Consider the following 17,614-nt stretch of genomic DNA (forward strand, 5'->3'; position numbering starts at 1 on the left):
GCTGCCAAGCCGCATTGTGCGCGGCCGCAATCCCCCGCCATGCGCCCTCCCTGTTCGCTCCGCGCTTGGCACGCCGCGCCGCCCTGTGTTTCATGTTTTGTTTCACATGAAAAAGCCCGCCGCCACGCCCGCGAAAAACGCGCCCATCCTCGACGTCTCCGGCCTGCGCCTTGAGCGCGGGCAAACCGTCATTCTCGCCGACATCGCGTGGCGCGTCGCGCGCGGACAGCACTGGGTTATCCTCGGCCCCAACGGTTGCGGCAAAACTTCGCTGCTGCGCGCGCTCACCGGATACATCTCGCCCACCGCGGGCGACGTTTCCGTGCTCGGCCACACCTACGGCGAGTGCGACTGGCGCGACCTGCGCCTGCAAATCGGCATTGTCACCACCTCGCTCCAAGCCTCGATTCCGCCCGCCGAGCCCGCCATCGAAACCGTGATCAGCGGCAAATACGCGCAGCTTGACCTTTGGATAAAAAACACCCGCGCCGACGAGACCGCCGCGCTCAAGCTTCTCCGCTTCGCCGGCATCGGGCACCTTGCGCGCCGCGAATGGCTCCACCTTTCGCAGGGCGAGCGCCAGCGCATCCTCATCGCGCGCGCGCTCATGGCCAACCCGCGCCTGCTCATCCTCGACGAGCCCTGCTCCGGGCTCGACCCCGTGGCGCGCGAACACTTTCTCGCTTTCATCGAAAAGCTCGCCCGCCGGCGCGCCTGCCCGGCGCTCGTCCTTGTCACGCATCACGTCGAGGAAATCACGCCCGCCATCACGCACGCGCTCGTGCTTCGCGCCGGAAAAATCGTCGCGCAAGGCCCGCTCGCCACGGCGCTCACCGGCAAAACGCTTTCCGCCTCATTCGACTCGCCCATCCGCCTCACCCGGCGCGCAAACCGCCTCGGGTTGCAATTCGCCGGACGCGGAAAGAACAGCGTGTTTTAAAACCGCCGTGCCGGCGGCCGGCATGAATCGGCCCGGAACGGCTTGTGTTAAAATTTGTGGCGCGGCGTTTTTTGCCGCTCACAACAGGTCGCGGTCGATTTTGTTTTCGAGGATGCGGCTTATGTGTTTGCGCAGCACCTTTTCCTTGCCCTTGAAACCGGGCATGAGCGCGAGCCAGCTGTAAACTTCCTCGCACAAATGTTTCGGCATGCGCGGTTTTGTTTTGATCGCGCGGTCGAGCGCGCGCACGCACGCCTGCGCGATCTGCTCGCACATCAACTGCGCGTAAACCGAGCTGTGCTGCCCCGCGAGCCGCACGATCTCGTCGATCGCCGCGATGCGCCGGCGTTTCATCGACGTTTTGTAAAGGCCGGGGCTGTCGACAACCACCTTCACGGTGCGCGGGAAAAACCCGGCCATCGCCGTCCATGCGTCGCCGCGCGTGTCACTGCGCAAAACGACGGCGGGAATGTCCGCAAACTTCGCGATCATGAACGCGGCGAGCGTGTCCGAATCGACCGCGGTTCCCTCGAAATTAAAAAGCGCGAGGTCGCACTCGAGCAGCTCCTTGATGTCGCGGTCGCGGGCCGCGCGGCTCGATGATTTTCCGTGCTCGATGTTTTGCGGGAGCACGCACAAAAACCGCCCGTGCGACTTTTCATAAATCGCCTCCGCAAGATACGCGTTTCCAATGAGGTGTTTCTGGGAAAAGAGCTCGCCGGAAAAATAAACCGTGTGGTGCTTCTGCTTGTGTTTCATTCCGTGGTGTAATGCGAAACACGTAGCGAAATCGCGGCGAAATCCAATGGAAAATGCAGGGGCGGGATTAGGGGCGCCGCGCCGCGGGCGAAAACCCGCCGGCATCATTTCGCTCGTCACGTTTCCGTTTTCGACTTCTGTTTTGTCCCATGGCTTCCGCTCCCGAACCCAACAAAGGCCTCGGCTACATCAGCAACGCGCTCACTTCCCCGGTGACGGCGGCGGAGTCGGCGTTGCGCCCGTTGTCGTTCGATGATTTTGCGGGCCAGCCGAAAACCGTCGAGCGGTTGAAGGTGATGACGGACGCCGCTCGCCGGCGGGGCGATCCGCTCAACCATATTTTGATCAGCGGACCCCCGGGCCTGGGCAAGACGACGCTGTGTTTCATCCTCGGGCACGAGATGGGGAAAAATGTGCGCGTGACCTCCGGCCCCGTTGTCGAGAAGGCGGGCGACCTGGCGGGGCTGCTCACTAATTTGGAGGAGGGTGACATTTTGTTCATCGACGAAATCCACCGCATCCCGAAGGCGGTCGAGGAGTATTTGTATTCGGCGATGGAGGACTTCCGTCTCGACATCATGATCGACCAGGGGCCGAACGCGCGCAGCGTGCGCCTGTCGATTCCGAAGTTCACGCTTGTGGGCGCGACGACGCGCGCAGGCCTGCTCACCGCGCCGCTGCGCTCGCGTTTCACGCTGCAAACGCGGCTTGATTATTACGGCGTGCCCACGCTCACCGGAATCATCAAGCGCAGTTGCGGCCTGTTGGGCGTGCGCATTGAGGAAACCGGCGCGAGGGAAATCGCGATGCGCTGCCGCGGCACGCCGCGCGTGGCGAACAACCTGATCAACTTCGTGCGCGACTATGCGCAGGAGCGAACCAAGACCGGCGTGATCACGCGCGAGGTCGCGGCGGCGGCGCTGGAACTGCTCGAAATCGACGCGACCGGCCTCGACGAAATGGACAAGCGCATGTTGCGCATCATCGCGGAGAACTATCGCGGCGGCCCGGTCGGCATGAGCACGATAGCGGTCGCCGTGGGCGAGGAATCCGAAACGCTCGAGGAAGTGCACGAGCCGTTCCTAATCCAGGAAGGCTACCTGCAGCGCACGCCGCAGGGCCGCATGATCACGCCGAAAGGTTATCACGCGATCGGTTTGAAGGCGGCGGTTGGCGCGCAGGACGAGTTGTTGTAGAACAAGGCGCGCCGCCGGGTGCGCTCCCGCTTATCTCGCCGTCGTCCAGATGCGCAGGGATGAAAGCAGAAAACTTTCCAGCGCGGCGGATTCGTTCATGTTCACCCGCAGAAGGCCGGTGGCGTGCTCGAGCTTGGCAACGGCCTCGGTGAGCGCGCGGCTTGCCTTGGGGTTTTCGGCAACGATTGCCGGCACGGCAAAGTCGCGCGTGGCCTGTTCGATTTCGATGAAAAGACGCGTGCGCAGGTCGTTGGCGATGCCGGTTTCAATGGCGATTTGCTCGGCCTCGCCGATGTCCGCGGGGAGATTCTCCTTTTGTTTTTTCCAAATCTCGTCGGTTGCGAATTCGAGAATCACGCCGAAGCGCGAGACCAATCCATAGACGGTGAAGATGCTGTCGGCGACATCGCGCCTTTCCATTTTGGGGCCGGCAAGACGCGCGAGCCACGCCTTGTAGTCGGCGAGCCACGCGCCCCAGCCGTCGGGCGAATAGGCGGCGGGGATGCTCGGGAAGCGGAAGTTGAGGCAGCGGCTGCGGATCGTGGGAAGCAGCGAATAGGGGCGCGTGGTGAGGAGAATGATCGTGGTGTTGGCGGGCGGCTCCTCGAGCGTTTTCAGGAAGATGTTTGCCGAGGCGGGGTTCATGCGGTCGCACTCGTAAATGATGGCGGTTTTCTTGACCGAAACATTTGGCGAAACCTGCACTTTTCCGATGAGCGCGCGCGTGGCGTCGGCGCCGATCTGGCGGACTTTTCCCGCGGGGCGCAGCGTGAAACAATCCGGATGGTTCGCGGGCGCAAAATAGGCGGAGGAGGCGTGTGTGTTGAGAATGCGGTCGGCGGTGCAATCGGCGATGCTGGCGAGGATTTCGATGTCGTCACCGGAAAGGAGCAGGCTGTGCGAGAGGCGTCCGGTCTGGATGGCCTGCTCGATCACGGCGATCGACGGTGAGTCGGCGAGCGCGGCGGGCCATTGGGTTTTGGGTGCGATGACATCGGACATGGGTGAAATTAAGAATTAAAAATTAAGAATTAAGAAAGCAGAAAGACTCGCGGCGGCCCGGCTACATCAGGCTCACCGGATCGACGTCGAGCACTTGGATCATGTCGTCGGGCCAGGCAAAATCCTGGCGCAATTTCGCGATCTCCGCCACGACTTTTGTCACTTGCGCCGTGAAATACCAGAGTTGGTAGCGGTATTCGTCCTTTATCTTTTCAATTGGCGAGGGCGCGGGGCCGCGCAGCTCGACTTTGTCGCCGAGGGTCTGCTCGATTTTTCGCGCCCATTGCTCGGCGAAAAACTGCAGCTTTTCGGGATTCGGCCCGCGAAACACATGTTGAATCAGGTGCCGGTAGGGAGGGTAGAGGAATTGTTCGCGCATCTTTAACTCGCCCGCCGCGAATCCGGCGAAGTCCGCGTGGCGCGAAAACTGGATCGCCTCGGACTGCGGTGTGAAGGTCTGCACAACCACCTCGCCCGCGCGGTCTCCGCGCCCGGCGCGCCCGGCCACCTGCACGAGAAGCTGGAATGTGCGCTCGTTCGCGCGGAAGTCCGGCACGTGCATCGAGATGTCCGCGTCGACCAGGCCGACGAGCGTGACGTTCGGGAAATCGAGCCCCTTGCCGATCATCTGCGTGCCCACGAGCACGTCGATCTTGCCCGAGCGGAATTGAGCGAGCACCTCGCGAAAACGGTTTTTGCGCGACATTGTGTCCGTATCCATTCTTTCAATACGAGCATGCGGAAGCACATGGCGCACGGCCTCCTCGACGCGCTGCGTGCCGAGGCCGCGCCAGCGGATTTTGAGCGAGCCGCATTTCGGACAGCGGAGGGGCGCGGGGCGTTCCGCGCCGCAAAGATGGCAGCGCAGTTGCTCGTCGTGGCGGTGATACGTCATCGCGATGCTGCAATGCTCGCACGCCTCGACGTGTCCGCACTCGGAGCAAAGCATGCTCGATGAATAGCCGCGGCGGTTGATGAAGAGGATCGTCTGCTCGCGCTTCTCGAATCGATCCCGCATCGCGCCCACGAGCTGGCGCGAGAGCGTGGTCATGCCGCGCGTGCGCATGATTTCGATGCGCATGTCGACGATGTCGATGTCGGGCAGCTTGCGCGAGTCGATGCGCCGCGGGAGTTGCAGCAGGCGGTAGCGCCCGTTTTGCGCGTTGAAAAATGACTCGAGCGACGGCGTGGCGGAGCCGAGCAGGCAGTGCGCGCCGGCGAGCTTGGCGCGCATCACCGCGACATCGCGTCCGTGGTAGCGTGGTGTTTCATCCTGCTTGTAGGCGGGCTCGTGCTCCTCGTCCACGACGATGAGCCGCAGGTTTTGCACGGGCGCAAAAATCGCCGAGCGCGCGCCGACCACGATGCGCTTTTCGCCCGTCGCCAGCGCGAGCCAGCCGTCGAGCCGCTCGCCGTCGGAGAGGTGGCTGTGCCAGACCACCGCGCCGTGGTGCGGAATGAGCGCGTTGAGCCGTCCGCGCAGGCGCGCCACGGTTTGCGGCGTGAGCGCGACCTCGGGCACGAGAAAAATCACGCCGCCGCCCGCCTCGAGCACGTCGTGGATCGCGTGCAGGTAAATCTCCGTCTTGCCCGAGCCGGTGACGCCGTGCAGCAGCGACACGCCGAATTTCCCCTCTCGCAACGATGCCGCGAGCGCATCGGATGCCGCGCGCTGCTCGTCGTTGAGCGCGGGAGGATGCGCGGCGACGATTTCGCCGGCGGCCCAGTCGTCGTCGTAGGCGATGCGCTCGATGCGGCGCTCCTCCTCGCGAATAATGCCGCGTTTGACGAGTGCGTTGGAAACCGCGGCGGTGATGCCGAGGCGCGAAAGCACGAGCGACTTGCGCTGCGGCTTGAATTGCTGCGCGAGAAACGCGTAGAGCTTGGCCTGCTGCGGCGCGCGGCGGTTGAGTGTTTCGAGCTCCGGCACGTCGAGCCGGCGAACGAGCGCGAGTTGTTTTTCGGTTTTCAGGCCCGCGCCGTTGCGCACGGAGGCGGGCAGCATCGTTTCGATGATCGCGTCGAGGCCGCACGCGTAGTAGGCGGCCATCCAGCGCGCGAGCGAAAGCAGGTCGGGCGTCAGCGCGGGGAAGGGGTGCAGCAATTGCGTGACATTCTTGAGCTTGCTCACCGGGAAATTGTCGGGCGCGCCGATCATGCCGACGATGCCCAGGTGCATGCGGTTGACAATCGGCACGCGCACCAGTGAGCCGACTTGCATGTGCGCGCGCAGCCCCTCCGGCACCTGGTAGTGGAGGAGCTTGTCGAAGCCTGCGAGCGGATGGACGCCAACGATCATTTTGCGCAATTGGTGAGCGCCCATGACGGCGGGTGCGCGGGCTCGGCGCAAACTTTTTGGCGCGGGCACGCAAGCGCGGTGGCTTGACACCTCACCGCCGCGCTTCGACATTACTCTTCGTGAGCACCGACGCCGCACGCGAAAAATTCAAAATCTACCTCTCGAAAAAGGGTCATCGAGTGACCAATCAGCGTCTCGCCATCTTCGAGGCCGCTTTTGCGCGCACGGAACACTTCACCGCCGAGGAACTGCTTGATTACGCGCGCGACATCGACGACTCCGTGTCACGCGCCACCGTTTACCGCACGCTTCCAATCATGATCGAAAGCGCGCTCGTGCGCGAAGTCGACATCGGCAAAAACTTGAAATACTACCTGCCCAACAGCGACGACAACACGCAAGTCGCGCAGGTGATCTGCGTTGATTGCGACCGCATTTTCGAGGTCAAGGCGCCCTTCATGGAATGGTATGGCAGCACCGTCTCGTCGAAGCTCGGCCTCACACCCTGCTCGCAACGCCTCCAAGTCAACGCGCAATGTGATTCATTCCGCAAGACAGGCGATTGCAAGAACCGCCCGCAGAAACGCTGACCCGCGGACCATCCCGCGCTGGAATGGAGAGCCAGACCGCCCATGTCACGCAAACCGGAAGACGACCTGCCCTTTGTGATCTCCTTCTACGAGTCGATCCTGCGCCGCGACCCGCAATACGACTCGGTCATCGAAATCCTCGGCAGCCTTTACACAAAAACCGGGCGCATCGCCGACGGACTCAAAATGGATCGCAAACTCGTGCGCATCCGGCCCGACGACTCCACCGCGCGCTACAACCTCGCATGCAGTCTTGCGCTCTCGCACAAGTTTGAGGACGCCCTCCAAACGCTTTCCGAGGCCATCTCGCTCGGTTACAGCGACGCCGACTGGATGGCCAAGGACGACGATTTGAAATGTTTCAACAACCACGCCGCATTCAAGGAGCTGATCAAGCTCGCGAGGAAAAACCAACAGCGCAATACGTGACGGGCGATTTTGGCGGGATGTAGTTTTTCAGCTGTAATTGAGCGCGGGGCGATGAGTTGTCCTTGGCACTCAATTCCACGGTTTGGCAGTCCGCGCCTCTCGAGCCGAACGCTGGGTTTGATTTTCGTTAAGGGAGGAGTGTTTGAAAATTATATGATTGACTTGCGTCATAAATAAAAAAGTGTGAGCCTCTCTTTTCTCACAAAACAGCCCCAATTTTCACGGCATTCCACTTTTCCAATACTGTAATCCACGTCCGACATCTCGCATTTCACCCATGTCTCTCGCGCCTCCAGCTCCCCATCGCGCCACCATCGAACACCAGGTTCGCCGCGCGCTTTATGAGCGACTCGGACAACCGATGCCCAAGACCGTCCGCGCGCCCAATCCGCTTCTCGTAAACGTCTCCGCGCGCCATTGCCACCTCACCCCGCAGGCGGTCGAAATCCTTTTCGGCAAGGGCCACACGCTCACGCCGATGAAGTGGCTGTATCAAAAGGACCAATACGCCGCCAAGGAGGCCGTCACGCTCATCGGTCCGCGCTCGCGCGTCATCTCGAATCTCCGCATCCTCGGCCCGTGCCGCGACCTCAACCAGGTCGAACTCGCATTCACCGACGCCATCTCGCTCGGCTTTGAAATTCCCGTCCGCAACTCCGGCAGCATCAAGGACACACCCGGCTGCATGTTGATGGGGCCCGCCGGATTTCTCGAATTGCCCGTCGGCGTGATTCGCGCCGCGCCGCACGTGCACATGCACCCGGACGACGCCGCGTTTTACCGCGTCAAAAATGGCGATTATATGAAACTCCGCGTCGGCGGCGATTGCGGCGTCACCTTTGACCGCATGTTCGTGCGCGTCTCGCCCGATTTCAAACTCGAGGTCCACATCGACACCGACGAAGCCAACGGCTGCGGCCTCGGGCCGAACACGCCGTGCGAGTTACTGAAGTGATTTAACGCCCGATACTACTCGCTACCCGCTACTCACTACCCGCCACTTTTCCCAAACCATCAACCACAACCCAAACCTAAAACAACACACACAATCCCATGAGCGAATCTCTCGGAATGATTGAAACCAAAGGCTACGTCGGCGCGGTCCAGGCCAGCGACGCGATGGTCAAGGCGGCGGGCGTTACGCTCGTCAAGCAAGTGCAAATCGGCGGTGGCCTTGTCACCGTTCTCGTCAAGGGCGACGTCGGCAGCGTAAAAGCCGCCGTGGACGCCGGAGCCGACGCCGCGAAACAGGTCGGCGAGCTCGTCTGCGCCCACGTCATCGCCCGTCCCCACGCCGAACTCCTCAAGCAATTCGGCATCTGAAGCGCGCGAACCACGACGCCAACAACAACAAACTCTAAACACCAAACCCTAAACTCATTTTTATCACCATGGCTCAAGAAGCACTCGGCATGATTGAAACAAAGGGATTCTGCACGCTCGTCGAAGCTGCGGACGCCGCCCTCAAAGCCGCCAACGTCACCATGACCGGTTACGAGGCGATCGGCTCCGGCCACGTCGCGGCATTCTTCCGCGGCGACGTCGCGGCCCTCAAGGCCGCCATCGACGCCGGCGCTGAATCCGCCCGTCGCGTCGGCGACATCGTCGCCGTCCAGGTCATCCCGCGCCCCCACGAAGACATCGGCGCGCTCGGCAAGTGGATTGTGTGAAGTAATTTTCGATTTTCGATTCTCGATTTTGGATTGCGCGCTCCCGCGCGTGATCGAAGTCGGGGTGGGAGCGGCAGCTCCCAATCGAAAATCGAGAGTCCAAAATCGAAAATCCATGAACGTTCTCGTCGCCAACCTCGGATCGACCTCGTTTAAATACCGTCTCTACGCCATCGACGGCGCGGAAGCGCGCATGCTCGCGCGCGGCGGTTTTGAGCGCGTCACCGATCACGGCGCGGTCATTGACCAGGCGATGAATGAGCTCGCCGTGGCCGGTCACAAGACAATCGACGCCGTCGGTTTCAAAACCGTGCTCGGCGGCGACATCACCGGTTGCCTCCTCGCCGATGAAAAGGTCGAGCAGGCGCTCCTCGCCACCGCCGACCTCGCGCCCGCGCACAATCCGCCCTACGCCGCGGGCATTCGCACATTTCGCGAACGCCTGCCCGCAGTGCCGCGTGTCGCGCTCTTCGAGACGGCGTTCTATCAATGGGTGCCGCCCAGCGCGCACCGCTACGCCGTTCCCGAGGCGTGGTATCAAGCCGGCATTCGCCGTTACGGTTTCCACGGGGCGAGCCATAAGTTTGTCGCCGAACGCAGCGCCGAGCTTCTCGGCCGCGACGACATCGCCCAAAAAGTCCGTGACCTCTACATCGCCGGCCCGCAATCCTCTGGCACTCTGGCCTCTGGCCTTCTGGCTTCTGGTCTCCGCGTGATTTCGTGCCACTTGGGCGGCTCGAGTTCCGTGACCGGCATTCGCGACGGCGTTGCCATCGGCACCAGCATGGGGCTCAGCCCGCAGTCCGGCCTCCCGCAAAACAACCGCGTCGGCGACCTCGACTCCGGCGCGATTCCCTGCGCGATGCGCCGCCTCAAACTCTCGCTCGAGGATGTCGAAAAACAACTCACCAAGGAATCCGGACTGCTCGGCATTTCCGGCGTGAGCAACGACGTGCGCGACATCAAGGCCGCCGCCGACAAAGGCGACGCCCGCGCCCAGCTCGCGCTCGATGTATTCATTTATTCAATACGCCACTGGGTGGGCGCCTTCTGGCTCGAAATGGGCGGTTGCGACGCGCTCGTTTTTACCGCCGGCATCGGCGAAAACAACTCCTGGCTCCGCGCCGCCGTGTGCGAAAACCTCGCCGGACTCGGCCTCGTGCTCGACCCCGCGAAAAACGCCGCCAACGCCACCGAGCAAAACCTCGCCGCCGCCGATTCGCGCACCCAAGTGCTCGTCATCCCCGCCAACGAGGAACTCGTCGTCGCCCGCGAAACTGCCCGGCTTTTGCAAGCAAAAGCCGGAAGAGTGAATGGTGAAGGGTGAATGGTGAAAACAAACCTAAGACAACCCGCCACGGTTCTCCTGACTCCTGTATTCTGACTCCTGACTCTTTTTTTTCTTCAACCACAACAATCAACCAACCAACAAAAAACATCATGGCACAATCCGCCCTTGGACTCCTCGAAACCCGTGGCCTCACCGCGCTCGTCGCCGGTGTGGACGCGATGCTCAAATCCGCCAACGTCAAGCTCGCCGGCCCGATGAAACAGGTCGGCAACGCGCTCGTCACCGCCGTTGTCACCGGTGATGTCGCCGCCGTCAAAGCCGCCGTTGAAGCCGGCGCCGACGCCGCGCGCACCTACGGCGAAGTCGTCAGCGTGCAAGTCATTGCCCGCCCCCACGAAGACGTCGCCACCGTGCTCCCGAAGGCAGCAACCGCGAAAAAGTGATTTTTCGCGGTAAATTCCAATAGCCAATACTCAAATTCCAAAGGAACAGCCGCGCGCAAACCGCGCGCCACCTTCTTTGGAATTTGGAAATTGAAAATTGGAATTTTTTTGGAATTTGGCCGCTGGAATTTGGAATTTTTCCACTGTCATTTTCACGAACAACAGCAACCCAAACGCCCACCGCACCATGTTTCTCGCACGCGTCATAGGCTCAGTGGTCTCGACCAAAAAGGACGACACCATGAAAGGCCGCAAACTCCTCGTGCTTCGCCCGGTATTTCCCGACGAGGCAAACCCGACCAAACTCAAACCCGGCGGCAGCACAGTGGTGGCGGTTGACGCCCTCGGCGCGGGCGCGGGCGACCTCGTGCTCTTTTGCCAGGGCAGCTCCGCGCGCATGACCACCGGCATGAAAACGCTTCCCATCGACGCCGCCATCGTCGGCCTCGTCGACACCGTCGAGGTGCTCGGTAAAAACGCAGCGTGATATTCCGTCGATCGTCGAACGGCTCATTTTTTCCCTCCGCAACAAAATAGAAAACAGGCAAAACGCATTATGAAAAAACGGCACATTACCCCGATCGTTGCATTCATCGTTGCCGCAATATGCCCCGCCGCCTCGCTTCTCGCGCAGGAGCAATCGGCGCGCTTTCTGCTTACCGCCGAGGCCGAAATCCTCGCGCAAATCCCGCCGCCGCCCGCGCCCGGTTCCCCCGCGGACATGGCCGATACGGAAACGCTTTACCAGGTCCAGAAAAGCCGCACGCCGGAGCTGCTCGCGCGCGCCGAGCGCGTCAGTTCGCAGGACATCATGTCGCCGGGAGCGCTCGTGTTTGGATGGGAATTCAACAGGCAAAACCTCCCCCGCACGGCGGAGATATTGGAGCAGGCATACGTTGAGCACCGCCCCGCCGTCCTTGCCTCGAAAAAACAATGGGGCCGCGTGCGCCCCTACAATCGCGGCATCGGCATCACGCCCTGCGTGGAAATCGTGCCGAAGGACGAATCCTACCCAAGCGGGCACTCCGCCGAAAGCGGCCTCCTGGCGATTCTCTACAGCGAGGCGATGCCCGAATACAAAAATCTTTTCATGGAGGATGTGCGCGAAACCACTTGGGGCCGCATCATCGCCGGCGTGCATTACCCGAGCGACACCCAGGCCGGATGCCTGCTCGGTTTCACCATCGCGAGGGAAATGCTGAAAAATCCGCACACCCAAAACGCGATCAAGGAAATGCGCGCCGAGATTCTTGCGTTTCTGGAAAAGCATCCCGAAGCCGTAATGATCTCCGGCGTTCGTGCCGCCGGCGCCACCGCCGCGGAAATCGCCGCGCGCCCGGCAACAAAGGCGATCCGGATGCACTCCCACAACGACTACAGGCAAAAGCGCCCCTTCTACCTGGCGTATTCCCAGCACGCGGATTCCATCGAGGCGGACATTTACTCCACGCCCGTTCCCGGCGAACTGCGCGTGGCCCATGACAAGGAGGAAGTGCCCTCCGCCCCCTCGCTTGATGAAACCTACATCCGCCCGCTCGTCGAGGTGTTTAGGCAAAACGGCGGACGCCCCTGGAGCGGATCGGAAAAACAACTCACCCTGTTGATCGACCTGAAAACATCCGACACCAACACGCTGGACAGGCTGGTTGCCAAGTTGAGAATGCACCCCGATGTGTTCGACCCCGGCGTCAATCCGCGCGCCGTGCGCGTGGTGCTCACCAGCTCCGCCCCGCTCGCCGAGCGCTTCGGCAATTATCCGGCGTTTATCTTTTTTGACGGCTCGCACGCAAACTACACCCCGGAGCAGTTGGCGCGCGTCTGCATGATCAGCTACAACTTCAAAAAACTGTCGCGCTGGAAGGGCAAGACGCCGCTGCCGGACGAAGACCGCCTGCGCCTGGGCGAGACGATCAAGAAAGTCCACGCGCTCGGAAAACCCGTCCGCTTCTGGGGCGCGCCCGACACCGAAACCGCGTGGAAAACGCTCCTCGAACTCGGCGCCGATTATGTGAACACCGACAAACCCGAAGCCTGCGCCGTCTGGCTCCGAAAATAATCACCAACGAGAAAAACAACAAACGCACTTTTACCCATGGCATTACAAATCGACGAAAATCTAGTCCGCTCAATCGTCAGCGAAGTCGTGCGCAACATCCGCTCCGGCTCCGCCTCAACCGCGCCCGCCGCCGCGCCTTCCGCGCCCGCAATCGTCAACTCCTCCGGCCCCGCATACGGTGTGTTTCAGGACGTGCCGACCGCCGCCGCCGCCGCGCAAAAAGGCTACGAGCAACTCCGCGCAAAGGGCGTCGCCGCGCGCAAGCAAGTTGTCGACATCATCAAAAAACTCGCCATCGCCAACGCCGACGCCTGGGGCAAATTCGAGTTCGAGGAAACCAAGATCGGACGCCTCGAGCACAAGATCGGCAAACTCCACCTCGTCCCCCTCGTGCCCGGCGTCGAATGGCTGCGCCCCTACGCGCTCAGCGGCGACCACGGCCTCATGCACGAGGAATACACGCCCTTCGGCGTCGTCGCGGCCATCCTCCCCGTCACGCACTCCGTCCCCACGCTTTCCGGCAACATCATCAACGCCGTCGCCGCCGGAAACTCCATCCTCTTCAACCCGCACCCCGGCGGCGCGCGCTCCGCGGCCCTCGCCATCCGCGCCTACAACCAGGCCGTGCAAGCCGCCACCGGCATCGAAAACCTCATCTGCACAATCGAGAAACCCACGCTCGAATCGTTCGACGCCATCTGCAAATCCCCGCTCGTCAACCTGCTCGTCGTCACCGGCGGCCCCGGCGTCGTCAACGCCGCCATGAAATCCGGCAAGCGCGCCATCTGCGCCGGCCCCGGCAACCCGCCCGTGCTTGTTGACGACACCGTCTGCCCCGACAAAGCCGCCAAGGACATCATCCACGGCTGCGGTTTCGACAACAACCTGCTCTGCATCGGCGAGAAACAAGTCTTCGTCCTCGACAAAGTCGCCAACGCGCTCATCCGCGGCCTCGAAAAAGCCGGCGCCGTTCGCCTCCTCCCCGCGCAAGTCGAAAAACTCGCCAGGGAAGTTTTCACCATGAAACCCGACGCCGGCGGCTGCTCGCACCCCGTGCTCAACCGCGAACTCGTTGGCAAAAACGCAAACGTCCTCGCCGCGCGCGCCGGCCTCAACCTCCCCGAGGCCACGCCCATCCTCATCGGCGAAACCGACCCCGACCACCCCTTCGTGATGGAAGAGCAAATGATGCCCATGCTCCCCATCGTCCGAGTGAAATCATTCGAGGAAGGCGTCGCCCTCGCGAAAAAATCCGAGCACGGCTACAAGCACTCCTCGATCATCCACTCGCTCAACGTCGATCGCATGACAGAAATGGGCCGCGCGATGGACACGACGCTTTTCGTGAAAAACGGTCCCAGCACGACCGGCCTCGGCCTCGACGGCGAAGGCTACCTCAGCTACTCGATTGCGACAACAACCGGCGAAGGCATCACCAACCCGCAAACCTTCACCAGAACCCGCCGCTGCGTCCTCGTCGACGCGCTGAAGATTTATTGAGAAAAATCACCGCGTAGGGGCGTCGCTTGCGACGCCCTCCCGTGATCTCGCCTCCAACCAATGCCCAAACCAGCCAAAGCCAAAAAAGCTCGCGCCCGCGCGACCAAGAAAAAATTGGTCGCCCCGGCCGCGTCGGGCTATGGCAATTTGCTGGGCAGCATCGACACCCTACTCGCAACCGCCCGCCGCCACACCGCGCGCGCCGTCAACGCCTGCATGACCGCGACCTACTGGCACGTCGGCCGCCACATCGTCGAATATGAGCAAAAGGGAGCCAACCAAGCGGAATATGGTGATTACCTCCTTGAAACACTCGCCAATGATTTAACTGCAAAACACGGACGCGGTTTTTCAAAGCGAAACCTCCACTACTGCTGCTTGTTTTATCAATGTTTTGATTCCGAATGGATTTACAAAACAACGACTTGTGCGATTTCGGGTCAAATTGTGCAGACACTGTCTGCACAATCTTCCGTTGATTCCCAACAACTTACAAACTCACCTTCCGCCACAGATACGCAACTCGTTCCCCATCAACGAGACAATTTGTTCGGCACCCCGCTCTCCGCCTTCGACCTCCCCACACTCGCCAAAGCCTTCCCGCTGCCCTGGTCGCATTACGTGATGCTTATCAGCCGCAGCCGTTCGCCCGAGGCGCGCGAGTTTTATCACCGCGAAGCCCTGCGCGGCGGATGGTCGGTGCGCCAGCTCGACCGCCAGATCGGCACGCAATTCTACGAACGCGCCGCGCTTTCGAAAAACAAGGCGGCGATGCTCAAAAAAGGCGAAACCCCGCGCGCCGGCGAACTCCTCACGCCCGACGAGGAAATCCGCGACCCGCTCGTCCTCGAATTCCTCAACCTCCGCGACGAATACTCCGAAACCGAGCTTGAGGACGCGCTCATCCGCCACCTCGAAACCTTCCTGCTCGAACTCGGCAACGACTTCACCTTCGTCGGACGCCAGCGGCGCCTCCGTCTCGACAACAAATGGTATCGCATTGACCTCCTCTTTTTCCAACGCCGCCTCCGCAGCCTCGTGGTGATCGACCTCAAAGTCGGCGAGTTCACGCATGCCGACGCCGGCCAGATGAACCTCTACGTCAACTACGCCCGCGAGCACTGGACGCATCCCGGCGAAAACCCGCCCGTCGGCCTCATCCTCTGCGCCGAGAAAAACGAAACCATCGCCCGCTACGCGCTCGACGGCCTCGAAACCAAAATCCAAGCCCGCGAATACAAGCACACCCTCCCCTCCGAAAAACTCCTCGCCGCCGAACTCGCCAAAACCGCAAAGCTGCTCGCGCAGCGAAAGCCTAAAAACCTGAAGACCTGAAGGCTGAAAAAACACCGGCGCGGCAGCGCCCAATCCAAAATCGAGAATCGAAAATCCAAAATTTGCCCATGAACCTTGCTCGCATAGACGGAACCATCATCGCCCCCGCATGCCATCCCAGCATGCGCGGCACGCGCACTGTCATATGCCAGCCGCTTGACGAAAACGGCAACGACATCGGCAACCCCGTTCTCGCAATCGACACCCTTGGCGCGGGCCTTCACCAACGCGTCCTCATCAGCACCGACGGCTCGCGCACCCGCGAAATCGTCCGCGACAAACACAGCCCGCTCCGCAACCACATTCTTGGCGTCGTGGACGACGCCGGCGTAAATTCCAAATTCCAATAACCAAATTCCAACCGATCAGCGGCGCGGTAGCGCCCAATCGTTTCGAGGCCGCAGGCCGACAGTCTGCCAAATCGAGAATCGAAAATCCAAAATTCCACCATGCGCCTCGGCACAGTCATCGGCCGCGTCACCATGACGCTTCAGGAACCCATCTACAAAGGCGGGCGCGTCCTCCTTGTGCAGCCGCTCGGGCGCGCCGATATCGCCGCGCTCTCCAACGCCAAACTCCAAACCCAAACGGCGCCAAAACTTGCCAACGTCTCCACGCTCGTCGCCTACGATCAACTCGGCGCGGACATCGGCCACATCGTCGGTTTTACCGAGGGTGCCGAAGCCACCGCGCCCTTCACCGCCGACGCCCCTGTTGACGCCTACATCGCCTGCATCGTCGACCAAATCGACTACAACCCACCCAAGAGCTAATTCTAAAAACGCGATGGCATTTCCTCCTGACTCCTGACTCCCGCATTCTGACTCCTTTCCTTAATTTTTAACACTAAACCAAAAACTCTAAACTAAACTCGCACACCATGGCACAATTCCTCACAGCACGCGACGTCGAGAAACTCATTCGCAACGGCCAGCCCGTCCCGGCCGATGCCCGCCTCACACCCGGCGCGCACGATTATCTCCGCGACCACGGCCACTCCAAAATCGCCCCCGTGGGGGCGTCGCTTGCGACGCCCTCCGCCGCATCCGCGCCCGTCGCGGGCATCCCCGGCAAAAAATACGACCCCGTTGTTCCCGACTACGAATACAAATGGACGCCCGGCGCCGACCCGAAAACACCCGCCGAAATCGCCGCGTTCTTCAACTCGCCCGCCATCGTCGCCATCAAGCACCGCATGGTTGACATCGGCCAGCGCATGTGGGCTCGCAACTACACCGACGGCAACGGCGGCAACCTCACCGTGCGCGTCGGCGACAACCTCGTGCTCTGCACCCCCACGCTCATCTCGAAAGGCTTCATGAAGATGGAGGACATCTGCCTCGTTGACATGGACGCCAAGCAACTCGCCGGCGCGCGCAAACGCACCAGCGAATGCATGACGCACATCGCGATCATGAAGCGCCAGCCCCTCTGCAAATCCTGCTGCCACGCGCACCCCCCGCACGCCACCGCGTTCGCCGTCGCCAAAGTGCAGCCCCCCACCTGCCTCATTCCCGAGGCCGACATCTTCCTCGGCAAAATCGCCATCGCCCGCTACGAAACCCCCGGCTCGCAACAAATGGCCGACACCGTCGGCGAAGTCGGCAAGGACAACCAGTGCGTCCTCCTCGCCAACCACGGCGTCATCACCTGGGGCAAGGACATCGAGGACGCGTATTGGAAAATGGAAAACGCCGACGCCTACTGCCAGACCGTCTGGATCGCCTCGCAACTCGGCGGCGAGCTCGGCTCCGGCGTTGGCGGCGCGAACGCGCGCGAGTTCATCAAAATCCGCAAGGCCCTCGGCATGCCCGACAACCGCGAAGGCCTCAAGGAATGCGAACTGTGCGACAACAGCGAATTCCGCCCCGGCGTGATGTGCCAGGTTCCCGACGCCGCCCCCGCCGAGCCGGGCGCGAACCCCGAAGTCGAGGCCCTCGTGCAACGCCTCACCGGCGAAATCATGAAACAACTCGGCGCGAAGTAAGCACGCACGGAGCGGCGTTCTCCAGGACGCCGGACGAGGCGCAACGCGCCTCGCAAAAAACCGTTCGAAAAACAAGAAAGGCAGAAAGGGCACGACTACGTCGTGTTCGGCGATCTG

Annotated in this window: 19 protein-coding genes; 16 read left to right on the forward strand and 3 right to left on the reverse strand. The window is 61.6% G+C overall.

The window, feature by feature from the left end:
• Nucleotides 1–106 precede the first annotated feature (106 nt).
• Nucleotides 107–940: an ABC transporter ATP-binding protein gene (locus tag M2447_RS07325; protein WP_277558016.1), complete on the forward strand. Its 834-nt coding sequence runs from the start codon at nucleotides 107–109 to the stop codon at nucleotides 938–940.
• Between the two features lie 78 nt (nucleotides 941–1,018).
• Here M2447_RS07325 and M2447_RS07330 read toward each other — a convergent pair whose 3' ends face one another.
• Complete coding sequence (locus M2447_RS07330) at nucleotides 1,019–1,699, reverse strand: nucleoside 2-deoxyribosyltransferase (protein ID WP_108824614.1); 681 nt, start codon at nucleotides 1,697–1,699, stop codon at nucleotides 1,019–1,021.
• A 149-nt stretch (nucleotides 1,700–1,848) separates the two neighbouring features.
• On the opposite strand from M2447_RS07330, the gene ruvB reads away from it, so the two are divergent.
• Nucleotides 1,849–2,895 (forward strand): Holliday junction branch migration DNA helicase RuvB, encoded by a 1,047-nt coding sequence (ruvB, locus tag M2447_RS07335; RefSeq protein WP_277558017.1) that lies wholly within the window; start codon nucleotides 1,849–1,851, stop codon nucleotides 2,893–2,895.
• 30 nt (nucleotides 2,896–2,925) lie between these two features.
• Here ruvB and M2447_RS07340 read toward each other — a convergent pair whose 3' ends face one another.
• Together M2447_RS07340 and priA are read right to left on the reverse strand one after the other, a co-directional pair.
• Nucleotides 2,926–3,897 carry a DNA polymerase III subunit delta' gene (locus M2447_RS07340; RefSeq protein WP_277558018.1) on the reverse strand — a complete coding sequence of 324 codons (972 nt, stop codon included), beginning with the start codon at nucleotides 3,895–3,897 and terminating at the stop codon, nucleotides 2,926–2,928.
• 61 nt (nucleotides 3,898–3,958) lie between these two features.
• On the reverse strand, nucleotides 3,959–6,196 hold the full coding sequence (gene priA / locus M2447_RS07345; protein WP_277558019.1) for a primosomal protein N': 2,238 nt from the start codon (nucleotides 6,194–6,196) through the stop codon (nucleotides 3,959–3,961).
• 119 nt (nucleotides 6,197–6,315) lie between these two features.
• Here priA and M2447_RS07350 point away from each other — a divergent pair, with 119 nt between their 5' ends.
• From M2447_RS07350 to M2447_RS07415, 14 genes are all read left to right on the forward strand, one after another.
• Nucleotides 6,316–6,786, forward strand: coding sequence for a transcriptional repressor (locus M2447_RS07350; RefSeq protein ID WP_277558020.1), 471 nt, complete (start codon nucleotides 6,316–6,318; stop codon nucleotides 6,784–6,786).
• A 42-nt stretch (nucleotides 6,787–6,828) separates the two neighbouring features.
• Nucleotides 6,829–7,215: a tetratricopeptide repeat protein gene (locus tag M2447_RS07355; protein ID WP_277558021.1), complete on the forward strand. Its 387-nt coding sequence runs from the start codon at nucleotides 6,829–6,831 to the stop codon at nucleotides 7,213–7,215.
• A gap of 277 nt (nucleotides 7,216–7,492) precedes the next feature.
• Complete coding sequence (locus M2447_RS07360) at nucleotides 7,493–8,170, forward strand: phosphate propanoyltransferase (protein ID WP_108824619.1); 678 nt, start codon at nucleotides 7,493–7,495, stop codon at nucleotides 8,168–8,170.
• A 98-nt stretch (nucleotides 8,171–8,268) separates the two neighbouring features.
• Nucleotides 8,269–8,538, forward strand: a complete 270-nt coding sequence (locus tag M2447_RS07365; protein ID WP_108824620.1) for a BMC domain-containing protein — start codon at nucleotides 8,269–8,271, stop codon at nucleotides 8,536–8,538.
• Between the two features lie 68 nt (nucleotides 8,539–8,606).
• Complete coding sequence (locus M2447_RS07370) at nucleotides 8,607–8,885, forward strand: BMC domain-containing protein (RefSeq protein ID WP_277558022.1); 279 nt, start codon at nucleotides 8,607–8,609, stop codon at nucleotides 8,883–8,885.
• Nucleotides 8,886–9,000: 115 nt separating this feature from the next.
• A complete protein-coding gene (locus tag M2447_RS07375) occupies nucleotides 9,001–10,212 on the forward strand; it encodes an acetate kinase (RefSeq protein WP_277558023.1) in 1,212 nt (403 codons plus the stop codon).
• A gap of 113 nt (nucleotides 10,213–10,325) precedes the next feature.
• Nucleotides 10,326–10,619 (forward strand): BMC domain-containing protein, encoded by a 294-nt coding sequence (locus tag M2447_RS07380; protein ID WP_108824623.1) that lies wholly within the window; start codon nucleotides 10,326–10,328, stop codon nucleotides 10,617–10,619.
• Nucleotides 10,620–10,806: 187 nt separating this feature from the next.
• On the forward strand, nucleotides 10,807–11,106 hold the full coding sequence (locus M2447_RS07385; RefSeq protein WP_108826439.1) for a EutN/CcmL family microcompartment protein: 300 nt from the start codon (nucleotides 10,807–10,809) through the stop codon (nucleotides 11,104–11,106).
• Between the two features lie 69 nt (nucleotides 11,107–11,175).
• Nucleotides 11,176–12,675, forward strand: coding sequence for a phosphatase PAP2 family protein (locus tag M2447_RS07390; RefSeq protein ID WP_277558024.1), 1,500 nt, complete (start codon nucleotides 11,176–11,178; stop codon nucleotides 12,673–12,675).
• Between the two features lie 36 nt (nucleotides 12,676–12,711).
• Complete coding sequence (locus M2447_RS07395) at nucleotides 12,712–14,175, forward strand: aldehyde dehydrogenase family protein (RefSeq protein WP_277558025.1); 1,464 nt, start codon at nucleotides 12,712–12,714, stop codon at nucleotides 14,173–14,175.
• A gap of 60 nt (nucleotides 14,176–14,235) precedes the next feature.
• On the forward strand, nucleotides 14,236–15,510 hold the full coding sequence (locus M2447_RS07400) for a PDDEXK nuclease domain-containing protein (protein WP_277558026.1): 1,275 nt from the start codon (nucleotides 14,236–14,238) through the stop codon (nucleotides 15,508–15,510).
• A 68-nt stretch (nucleotides 15,511–15,578) separates the two neighbouring features.
• Nucleotides 15,579–15,860, forward strand: a complete 282-nt coding sequence (locus tag M2447_RS07405; RefSeq protein WP_277558027.1) for a EutN/CcmL family microcompartment protein — start codon at nucleotides 15,579–15,581, stop codon at nucleotides 15,858–15,860.
• A gap of 99 nt (nucleotides 15,861–15,959) precedes the next feature.
• Entirely contained in the window at nucleotides 15,960–16,283 is a 324-nt protein-coding gene (locus M2447_RS07410; RefSeq protein ID WP_277558028.1) for a EutN/CcmL family microcompartment protein, read from the forward strand.
• A 107-nt stretch (nucleotides 16,284–16,390) separates the two neighbouring features.
• Nucleotides 16,391–17,497 carry a class II aldolase/adducin family protein gene (locus M2447_RS07415; RefSeq protein WP_277558029.1) on the forward strand — a complete coding sequence of 369 codons (1,107 nt, stop codon included), beginning with the start codon at nucleotides 16,391–16,393 and terminating at the stop codon, nucleotides 17,495–17,497.
• Nucleotides 17,498–17,614: the final 117 nt, after the last annotated feature.

Origin of the sequence: Ereboglobus sp. PH5-10, from assembly GCF_029504735.1 — a bacterium.
Taxonomy (GTDB): domain Bacteria; phylum Verrucomicrobiota; class Verrucomicrobiia; order Opitutales; family Opitutaceae; genus Ereboglobus.

Excerpts from the sequence above, each read along its gene's own strand:
- M2447_RS07325 (WP_277558016.1), top strand. The coding sequence starts at position 107 with ATGAAAAAGCCCGCCGCCACGCCCGCGAAAAACGCGCCCATCCTCGAC.
- M2447_RS07330 (WP_108824614.1), bottom strand. The coding sequence starts at position 1,699 with ATGAAACACAAGCAGAAGCACCACACGGTTTATTTTTCCGGCGAGCTC.
- ruvB (WP_277558017.1), top strand. The coding sequence starts at position 1,849 with ATGGCTTCCGCTCCCGAACCCAACAAAGGCCTCGGCTACATCAGCAAC.
- M2447_RS07340 (WP_277558018.1), bottom strand. The coding sequence starts at position 3,897 with ATGTCCGATGTCATCGCACCCAAAACCCAATGGCCCGCCGCGCTCGCC.
- priA (WP_277558019.1), bottom strand. The coding sequence starts at position 6,196 with ATGATCGTTGGCGTCCATCCGCTCGCAGGCTTCGACAAGCTCCTCCAC.
- M2447_RS07355 (WP_277558021.1), top strand. The coding sequence starts at position 6,829 with ATGTCACGCAAACCGGAAGACGACCTGCCCTTTGTGATCTCCTTCTAC.
- M2447_RS07360 (WP_108824619.1), top strand. The coding sequence starts at position 7,493 with ATGTCTCTCGCGCCTCCAGCTCCCCATCGCGCCACCATCGAACACCAG.
- M2447_RS07365 (WP_108824620.1), top strand. The coding sequence starts at position 8,269 with ATGAGCGAATCTCTCGGAATGATTGAAACCAAAGGCTACGTCGGCGCG.
- M2447_RS07370 (WP_277558022.1), top strand. The coding sequence starts at position 8,607 with ATGGCTCAAGAAGCACTCGGCATGATTGAAACAAAGGGATTCTGCACG.
- M2447_RS07375 (WP_277558023.1), top strand. The coding sequence starts at position 9,001 with ATGAACGTTCTCGTCGCCAACCTCGGATCGACCTCGTTTAAATACCGT.
- M2447_RS07380 (WP_108824623.1), top strand. The coding sequence starts at position 10,326 with ATGGCACAATCCGCCCTTGGACTCCTCGAAACCCGTGGCCTCACCGCG.
- M2447_RS07385 (WP_108826439.1), top strand. The coding sequence starts at position 10,807 with ATGTTTCTCGCACGCGTCATAGGCTCAGTGGTCTCGACCAAAAAGGAC.
- M2447_RS07390 (WP_277558024.1), top strand. The coding sequence starts at position 11,176 with ATGAAAAAACGGCACATTACCCCGATCGTTGCATTCATCGTTGCCGCA.
- M2447_RS07395 (WP_277558025.1), top strand. The coding sequence starts at position 12,712 with ATGGCATTACAAATCGACGAAAATCTAGTCCGCTCAATCGTCAGCGAA.
- M2447_RS07400 (WP_277558026.1), top strand. The coding sequence starts at position 14,236 with ATGCCCAAACCAGCCAAAGCCAAAAAAGCTCGCGCCCGCGCGACCAAG.
- M2447_RS07405 (WP_277558027.1), top strand. The coding sequence starts at position 15,579 with ATGAACCTTGCTCGCATAGACGGAACCATCATCGCCCCCGCATGCCAT.
- M2447_RS07410 (WP_277558028.1), top strand. The coding sequence starts at position 15,960 with ATGCGCCTCGGCACAGTCATCGGCCGCGTCACCATGACGCTTCAGGAA.
- M2447_RS07415 (WP_277558029.1), top strand. The coding sequence starts at position 16,391 with ATGGCACAATTCCTCACAGCACGCGACGTCGAGAAACTCATTCGCAAC.